Raw genomic sequence first — 9,853 nt, forward strand, 5'->3', positions numbered from 1 at the left:
GCGGCAATCCAGCCCCTCCTCGCCGAGCACGTCCGGCGAGGACATCGACACGGTGTCGGTCGACAGACTGCTCGACATCATCGATGAAGAGTTCGAAACCACATAAGAATTGCTGCTTTCGTTCGCGACCCGATGATGAGGACGGACCGGTGCCAGAAGACCAGCAGGACAAAGTCGTCGACTACTTGAGGCGAGTCACTTCCGATCTCCGTCGTGCGCGTCAGCGCATCGGAGAACTGGAACTCAAGGACAATGAGCCCATCGCCATTGTCGGAATGAGCTGCAGGCTGCCCGGCGGAGTCCGCTCCCCTGAGGCCCTGTGGGAACTCGTCGCATCCGGTGGCGACGCCATATCGGGATTCCCCTCGGACCGCGGCTGGGACATCGACCGGCTCACCGGGTCCGGCGAAGGAAACAGCGCCACCCACGAAGGCGGATTCCTTTACGAGGCGCCCGAATTCGACGCCGGCTTCTTCGGCATCTCCCCGCGCGAGGCACTGGCCATGGACCCCCAGCAGCGACTGCTGCTGGAAGTGACCTGGGAGGCCCTGGAGCGCGCGGGGATCGCCCCGACCGCGCTGCGCGGCAGCCGTGCCGGGGTGTTCGTCGGCGCCTACCACTGGGGCGCGCCCTCGGCGGCCGCCGCGGGCGAACTCCAGGGACACGCCCTGACCGGCACCGCCGCCAGCGTGCTGTCGGGACGCATCGCCTACACCCTGGGGCTCGAAGGTCCCGCCCTCACGGTCGACACCGCCTGCTCCTCCTCGCTGGTCGCCCTGCACGTCGCGGCGCAGTCGCTGCGCAACGGCGAGTCCTCGCTCGCCGTCATCGGCGGCGTCACCGTGCTCAGCGAACCCTCGGTCTTCGTGGAGTTCAGCAAGCAGGGCGGCCTGGCCGCCGACGGGCGCTGCAAGGCGTTCTCCGAGGACGCGGACGGTACGGGCTGGGGCGAGGGCGTCGGCGTACTCGTCGCGGAACGCCTCTCGGACGCCCGGCGCAACGGCCACCGCGTCCTCGCGGTGCTGCGCGGCTCGGCGGTCAACCAGGACGGTGCCTCCAACGGCCTCACCGCCCCCAACGGCCCCTCCCAGGAACGCGTGGTCCACCAGGCCCTCGCCACCGCCGGACTCACCGGCGCCGACATCGACGCCGTCGAGGCGCACGGCACGGGCACCAGGCTCGGCGACCCCATCGAGGCGCAGGCCCTGCTGGCCACCTACGGTCAGGGCCGCGACCCCGAGCGCCCGCTGTGGCTCGGCTCGCTCAAGTCCAACATCGGTCACACCCAGGCCGCCGCCGGAGTCGCCGGCGTCATCAAGATGGTCATGGCGCTGCGCAACGGGGTGCTGCCCGCGACCCTGCACGCGCAGACGCCCTCCTCGCACGTCGACTGGTCCTCCGGTGCGGTACGCCTCCTGACCGACTCCGTGACCTGGCCGGTCACCGGACGGCCGCGCCGCTGCGCGGTGTCCTCGTTCGGCATCAGCGGCACCAACGCCCACGCCCTGCTGGAGGAGGCCCCCGGGCCGGCCGGGACGGACGAGCCCGCCGCGGCGCCCTTCACCGCCGCCGCCCTGCCCTGGATCCTGTCCGGCCGCGGCGAGCCGGCGGTCCGTGACCAGGCCGCCGCCCTGGTGGCGCACCTGGAGAGCGCCCCGCCGGCGCGGCCGGCCGACGTCGGCCACACCCTGGTCGCCTCGCGCGCGCTTCTGGAGAACAGGGCCGTGGTGGTCGGCGCCGACCACGAGGAACTCCTCGCCGGGACCACCGCCCTGGGCACCGGTCAGTCCTGGCGGGATCTCGTCCAAGGCACGGCCGACGTCGAGGGCAGGACGGTGTTCGTCTTCCCCGGCCAGGGCTCCCAGTGGGTGGGCATGGGTGCCCGGCTGCTGGAGGAGTCACCGGTCTTCGCCGAGCGGATCGCCGAATGCGCCACCGCGCTCGGCGCGTTCGTGGACTGGTCCCTGGAGGATGTGCTGCGCGGCGCGGACGGCGCACCGTCCCTGGAGCGCGTCGACGTCGTACAGCCCGCGTCCTTCGCCGTGATGGTCTCCCTCGCCGCCCTGTGGCGCGCCCACGGGGTGGAGCCCGACGCGGTCGTCGGCCACTCGCAGGGCGAGATCGCCGCGGCCGTCGTCTCCGGCGCGCTCTGCCTGGAGGACGGCGCCCGGGTGGTCGCGCTGCGCAGCCGAGCGATCGGCCGCACCCTGGCCGGCCACGGCGGGATGATGTCGATACCGCTCCCCGTCGACGAGGTCGAGGGCCGGCTGACGGACTGGCAGGGCCGGGTGTCGGTCGCCGCCGTCAACGGGCCGCGCTCGGTGATCGTCTCCGGCGAGCCCGGCGCGCTGGACGAACTCTGGGCGCTGCTGACGGCCGAGGACATCCGGGTGCGCCGCGTCGCGGTGGACTACGCCTCGCACTCCGCGCAGGTCGAGAACCTCCGCGACGAACTCCTCGACGTCCTCGCACCGGTCGCCCCACGCACCAGCGACGTCCCGTTCTTCTCCACGGTGACCGGCGACTGGCTGGACACCAAAACGATGGACGCTGCCTACTGGTACACGAACCTGCGCCGGACAGTACGGTTCGCCGAAGCGGTCGGTGACCTGCTCGCCGACGGCCACCGCGCGTTCATCGAGGTCAGCTCGCACCCCGTACTGACCATGTCGGTACAGGACATGACCGAGGCGTACGGCGAGCCGGCCGTCGCCACCGGCACGCTGCGCCGTGGACGCGACGGACTCGCGCGCTTCCTGCTTTCCGCCGCCGAGGTCCACGTACGCGGCATCGACGTCGACTGGGCCGGGCTCTTCACGGGCACCGACGCCCGCCGCATCGACCTGCCCACCTACGCCTTCCAGCACGAACGCTTCTGGAACACCCCCGCCGCGGACGACCGGGACGCCACAGCCGACCCGCAGGACGCCCGGTTCTGGGCGGCCGTCGAGGGGGAGGACCTCAGCGCGCTGGCCTCGACCCTGCGGACGGACGAGGACGCGGTGGCCGCCGTGCTGCCCGCCCTGTCCTCCTGGCGCAAGTCGCGCAACGAAGCGACCAGAACCGACTCCTGGCGCTACCGGGTGACCTGGTCGCCGCTGGCCAAGGTCCCCCGGCGGACCCTGACGGGTACCTGGCTCGTCGTGTCCGCCGAGGGCACCGACGACAGCGAGACCACCGGCCTGCTGGCCGAAGCGGGCGCCGAGGTGACCCGCCTGGTCCTGGACGACACGCACACGGACCGCGCCACCCTCGCCGAACTGCTGGCCACCACCGGCGAACTCACCGGGATCGTCTCCACCCTCGCCGCGGCCGAGGAGCGCAGCGGGCGCCACCCGGGCCTCACCCTCGGCCTCGCCCTGACCGTCCCGCTCGTCCAGGCACTGGGCGACGCCGGCGTGAGTGCGCCGCTGTGGTTCCTCACCCGCGGCGCGGTCTCCACCGGCCGGTCGGACGCGCTGACCCACCCGATGCAGGCCCAGATCGTCGGCGTGGGCTGGACCACGGCCCTGGAACACCCGCACCGCTGGGGCGGCGTCATCGACCTGCCGCCGACGCTGGACCGGCGGGCGGCCGGACGCGTGGTCTCCGCCCTCGCGGGCGCGCTCGGCGACGAGGACCAGCTCGCCGTCCGCCCCTCCGGGGTCTTCACCCGGCGCATCGTGCGCGCCAAGTCCGGCGGACGGGGCCCCTCCCGTACGTGGACCCCGCGCGGTACGACCCTGGTCACCGGCGGCTCCGGCACCCTGGCACCCGACCTCGCCCGCTGGCTCGCCGGCCGGGGCGCCGGCCATGTGGTGCTCGCCAGCCGCCGGGGCGCCGACGCCCCCGGCGCGGCCGAACTGATCGCGGAACTGGCCGCGTCGGGCACCGAGGCCGCGGCCGTCGCCTGCGACGTGACCGACCGCGACTCCGTCGCCGCGCTCCTGGCGGCCCTCAAGGCCGACGGCCGTACCGTACGCACGGTCATCCACACCGCGGCCGTCATCGAGCTCCACACCCTCGCCGAGACCACGATGGAGTCCTTCTCCGACGTCGTGCACGCCAAGGTCACCGGCGCCCAGCACCTCGACGAACTCCTCGACCACGACGAGCTCGACGACTTCGTTCTGTACTCCTCCACCGCCGGCATGTGGGGCAGCGGCCACCACGCCGCCTATGTCGCGGGCAACGCCTACCTCTCGGCGCTCGCGGTCGACCGCCGCGCCCGCGGTCTGCGCACCACCTCGGTGCACTGGGGCAAGTGGCCCGACGACATCGAACGCGAGCTGGCCGACCCGCACCACATCCGCCGCAGCGGCCTGGCCTACCTGGACCCGCAGCAGGCGCTGAGCGCCCTGGGCAGGGCCCTGGACGACGACGAGACCGTCATCGGGCTCACCGACATCGACTGGGACACCTACTACCCCGTCTTCACCACCGGCCGCCCCACACGCCTTTTCGACGAGGTGCCCGAGGTCGCCCGTCAGCTCGCCCCCGCCCCGCGGCAGGCCGCCGGTCTGCCCGCGGTGAGCGACCTCGCGGCGCGGCTGCACGCCCTGACGGACGCCGAACAGGAACGCCTCCTGCTCACCCTCGTCCGCACCGAGGCGGCCGCCGTCCTGGGCCACGCCTCCGCGGAGTCCTTCCCCGAGCGGCGGGCCTTCCGCGACATCGGCTTCGACTCGGTCACCGCCGTCGACCTGCGCAACCGCATCGTCGCGGCCACCGGCCTGACCCTGCCGTCGACCCTCGTCTTCGACTTCCCCAACCCGGTCGCACTCGCCGGTTTCCTCAAGGGCGCCGCCCTGGGCGAGGGACGCGAGGAAGCCGTCGCGGCGCGCGCCACGCCCGCGGGGGCGGCGGCCGACGACGACCCGATCGCCATCATCGGCATGAGCTGCCGCTACCCCGGCGGCGCGAACACTCCGGAGGAGCTGATCCGCCTCGCCCTGGACGGCGCGGACGCGATCTCCGAATTCCCCGCCGACCGCAACTGGGACGCCCAGGGGCTCTACGACCCCGACCCCGACCGGCAGGGCCGCACGTACTCCGTCCAGGGCGGATTCCTGCACGAGGCCGCCGAGTTCGACCCCGCGTTCTTCGGGATCTCGCCGCGTGAGGCCGTGTCGATGGACCCGCAGCAGCGCCTGCTGCTGGAGACCTCCTGGGAGGCCTTCGAGCGGGCCGGGATCGACCTGGACTCGTTGCGGGGCACCACCACGGGCACCTTCATCGGCGCGAGCCACCAGGACTACGCGACAACCGCGCACAACGGCGCCGAGGGCTCCGAGGTGCACATGGTCACCGGCACCGCGGCCAGCGTGCTGTCCGGCCGCGTGTCGTACCTGTACCGGCTCGAAGGACCGGCGGTCACCGTCGACACCGCCTGCTCGTCCTCACTGGTGGCCGTGCATCTCGCCTGCCAGTCGCTGCGCAGCGGGGAGAGCACCCTCGCGCTGGCGGGCGGCGCGGCCGTGATGGGCACCCCGCACGCCTTCGTGGGCTTCAGCAGGCAGCGGGCGCTCGCGCTCGACGGCCGCTGCAAGCCGTTCTCCGACGCCGCCGACGGCATGACCCTTGCGGAGGGCGTCGGTCTGGTCCTGCTGGAGCGTCTCTCCGACGCCCGGCGCAACGGCCACCGCGTCCTCGCCGTGATCCGCGGCTCGGCGATCAACCAGGACGGCGCGTCCAACGGTCTCACCGCCCCCAACGGGCCCGCCCAGCAGCAGGTCATCCGCCAGGCCCTCGCCAACGCGGCGATCACCGGCGCGGACGTGGACACGGTGGAGGCGCACGGCACGGGCACCAGGCTCGGCGACCCCATCGAGGCGCAGGCCGTGCTCGCCACCTACGGTCAGGGCCGCGACCCCGAGCGCCCGCTGTGGCTCGGCTCGCTCAAGTCCAACATCGGTCACACCCAGGCCGCCGCCGGAGTCGCCGGCGTCATCAAGATGGTCATGGCCATGCGCGAGGGCGTCCTGCCGGGCACCCTGCACACCGGCACCCCCTCCACGCACGTGGACTGGACGTCCGGAGCGGTGGAACTGCTGACCGGGCGGACCCCGTGGCCGCAGACCGACCGGCCCAGGCGCGCCGGAGTGTCCTCCTTCGGGATCAGCGGCACCAACGCCCACCTGATCGTGGAGCAGGCACCCCCGGCCGAAGCCGGGACCGCGGATACCGGCACCACGGACGCCGACACAACAGGCGTGCCCAGGGAAGGCGTTGACACGGCAACCGGTGGCCCCGCCGACGCGCAGGTCGTACCGTGGCCGGTCTCCGCGAAGTCCGAGGCGGCCCTCCGCGACCAGGCGGCCCGGCTCCTCGCCCTCGCCGACGCCGACCCCGGCCTGTCGCCCGCGCGGGTGGGCTGGTCGCTGGCGACCACCCGTACGACCTTCGACCACCGCGCGGTCGTGATCGGCCGGACCCGCGAGGACTTCCTGCGCTCCCTCGAAGCACTGGCCACCGGCCGCAGCGCGGCAGACGTCGTCCAGGGCGCCGTCGGTGAGGGCGCCGGGGGACCGGTGTTCGTCTACCCCGGCCAGGGCTCCCAGTGGTGGGGCATGGGCCGCGAACTGCTCGCCGACTCCGAGGTGTTCCGCGCGGCCGTGGACGACTGCGCCGACGCCCTCGCCCCGTACATCGACTGGTCCCTGCACGAGGTCCTGGCCGGCGAGGGAGACCCGGCGCTGCTCGAACGGGTGGACGTCGTCCAGCCCGCGCTGTTCTCGACCATGGTGGCGCTGACCGCGCTCTGGCGCTCGTACGGAGTCGAGCCCTCGGCCGTCGTCGGCCACTCGCAGGGCGAGATCGCCGCCGCGTACGTGGCGGGCGCGCTGACGCTGGCGGACGCCGCCGCCGTCGTGGCCCTGCGCAGCCAGGCACTGCCCCAGCTCTCCGGGCTCGGCGGCATGATGTCGCTGGCCGCGCCGGTGGAGCGGGTGACCGACCTGCTGGAGCCCTGGGGCGAACTGCTGTCCGTCGCGGCCGTCAACGGGCCCTCGTCGGTCATCGTCTCCGGCGACGCCGCCGCGCTGGACGAACTGCACGCCGCCTGCGGACAGCAGGGCGTCCGCGCCCGCAAGGTGTCGGTGGACTACGCCTCGCACAGCGCACATGTCGAAGCCGTGCGCGACGAGCTCTCCCGCGTACTGGCGCCGGTCGTCTCCGCGAGCCCGCGCGTGCCGTTCTACTCGACGGTCACCGGCGCCCGCCTGACGGACGCCGCCTTCGACGGCGCGTACTGGTACACCAACCTGCGCACGACCGTGCGGATGGAGGAGGCGACCCGTGCGCTGCTCGCGGACGGGCACCGCGTCTTCATCGAGATGAGCCCGCACCCGGTGCTGGCCGCCCCCGTTCAGGAGACCCAGGAGACGGTGGAGGAGGCTGTCGCCGACTCCGCCGTGGTGCTCGGCACTCTGCGCCGCGACGAAGGCGGCATCCGGCGCTTCCTGGCCTCCCTCGCCGAGGCCCACGCGCACGGCACGGCGGTGGACTGGCGCACGGCGTTCCCGGCCGGCGCCGCCGTCCCCGTCGACCTGCCGACCTACGCCTTCCAGCACCGCAAGTTCTGGCCCGAGCCCAGGGCCACGAACGCCACCGCGGCCCCGGGCGACGGCGCCGGGACGGACACCGCCTTCTGGGACCTCGTCGAGAGCGCGGACCTGGAGTCCCTGGCCGACGAACTCGGTGTCGCCGAGGACGGGGCACGCTCCTCGCTCGGGGAGGTACTGCCCACCCTGTCGGCGTGGCGCGCCAAGTCCCGGGAACGCTCGGCCGTCAACGCCTGGCGCTACCGCGTCGACTGGACCCGGCTGAACGAGCCGGTCACCGCCGCTCCCACGGGCCGCTGGCTCGCCGTGGTACCGGCGGACCGGGCCGACGACGCCTGGATCACCTCCGTACTGGCCCTGCTCGGCCCGGACACGGTCCGGCTGGAGGCGGAGGGCGGTGGCGGCAACGACGGCGCGGGCCGCGCCGCCTGGGCCAAGCGACTCAAGGAACTGACCGCCGACGGAACGGAGTTCACCGGCGTACTGTCCCTGCTGGCGCTCGTCGAGGAGCGCCACCCGAACCACCCGTCCGTGCCCGCAGGACTGGCCCTGACGCTCACTCTCGTCCAGGCACTGGGCGACGCGGAACTGCGCGCCCCGCTGTGGTGCGCCACCCGCGGCGCGGTGTCGGTGGGCAAGGACGACCGGCTCACCCGGCCCGTGCAGAGTGCCCTGTGGGGCCTGGGCCGGGTGGTCGCGCTGGAGCACCCGGACCGCTGGGGCGGTCTGGTCGACCTCCCGGAGACGCTGGACGCGCGGGCCGGGGCCCGGCTGACCGCCGTACTGGCGGGCCTGGACGCGGAGGACCAGATCGCGGTCCGCCCGTCCGGGATCTACGGCCGCCGCCTCACCCACGCGGCGCCCACCGCGGACCGCCCCGAGCGCCGCTGGCACGGCCGGGGCACCACCCTGATCACCGGCGGCACCGGCGGCATCGGCGGCCGGGTCGCCCGCTGGATGATCGAGCGCGGCGCCGGACACGTGGTGCTGACCAGCCGCCGCGGCGAGGACGCGCCCGGCGCGGCCGCGCTCCGCGCCGAACTGGAGGGCCTGGGCGCCCGCGTCACCATCGCCGCCTGCGACGCCGCCGACCGCGACGCGCTGGCCGGCGTGCTGGCCGCGATCCCCGCCGAGTTCCCCCTCGCCTCGGTCTTCCACGCCGCCGGCGTGGCCGAGGGCGACGCCTCCGTGGAGTCGCTGACGCTGGAGCAGCTGGACGCCCTGATGCGGTCCAAGCTCAGCGCCGCCCTGCACCTGCACGAACTGACCCGCGGCCTCGACCTGGACGCCTTCGTGCTGTTCTCGTCGGGCGCGGCCACCTGGGGCAGTGGCGGCCAGCCCGGCTACGCGGCGGCCAACGCGTTCCTCGACGCCCTGGCCGAACACCGCAGGGCCGAGGGCCTGACCGCCGCCTCCGTCGCCTGGGGCACCTGGGCCGAGGTCGGCATGGCCACGGTCGACGAGGTCCACGAGCGGCTGCGGCGCCAGGGCGTCATGCCCATGGAGCCGCCGCTGGCGATCGCCGCACTCCAGCGGATGCTGGAGGACGACGACACGGCGCTCACCGTGACGCTGATGGACTGGGAACGCTTCACCCCCAGCTTCACCGCGGCGCGGCCCAGCCCGCTGCTCACCGGGATCCCCGAGGCCGGCCGGGCCCTGTCTGCGGGCGACGAAGTCCCCACCGACGACGGAACCGCTGTGCCGCCCCTCAGGCAGCGGCTCGACACCCTGCCCACCGCCGAACGCGACCGGGCCCTGCTCGAAGCGGTACGCGCCGAAGCGTCCGCGACCCTGGGCCACGACGCGACCGACGCCATTCCTGCCACCCGCGCCTTCCGTGACGTCGGCTTCGACTCGGTGACGGCCGTCGAGCTGCGCAACCGGCTGCGGACGGCCCTGGGCCTGCCACTGCCGGCGGCCCTGGTCTTCGACCATCCGACCCCGGCCACCCTGGCCCGGCACATCGGCTCGCTGATCTTCGGCGCCGCCCCCGGGCACGCCGACGACCGGGCCGACGATCCCGACGCGGAGATCCGCGACGTGCTCGCCTCCGTACCCATCAGCAGACTCCGAAAAGCAGGACTTCTGGACATGGTGCTCAAACTCGCCACCGCCGATGCCCCCGACGCGGCCACCGGGCCTCTCGACGGCGAGGGCCCGACCGAGGACCTCGACGACATGGACGCCGAAGGCCTGCTGCGGCTCGCCACCGACATGTAGCGGCCCCTCGGCGACGTCCGCCCGGCCGCGCCGGACGGACGTCGCCGGCTGTGCGGCATCTGCAAACCGAAAGAGACCTGGAGAGTTCG

Annotated in this window: 1 protein-coding gene; it reads left to right on the forward strand. The window is 73.9% G+C overall.

Annotation, left to right across the window (positions count from 1 at the left end):
- Positions 1-149 precede the first annotated feature (149 nt).
- The gene (locus Sfulv_RS31320) at positions 150-9,764 is read left to right on the forward strand and encodes a type I polyketide synthase (RefSeq protein WP_305961395.1); all 9,615 of its coding nucleotides are present in this window, start codon (positions 150-152) and stop codon (positions 9,762-9,764) included.
- The last annotated feature ends 89 nt before the right edge of the window (positions 9,765-9,853 follow it).

Origin of the sequence: Streptomyces fulvorobeus (assembly GCF_013167895.1) — a bacterium.
In the GTDB taxonomy this organism is placed as follows: Bacteria; Actinomycetota; Actinomycetes; order Streptomycetales; family Streptomycetaceae; genus Streptomyces; species Streptomyces fulvorobeus.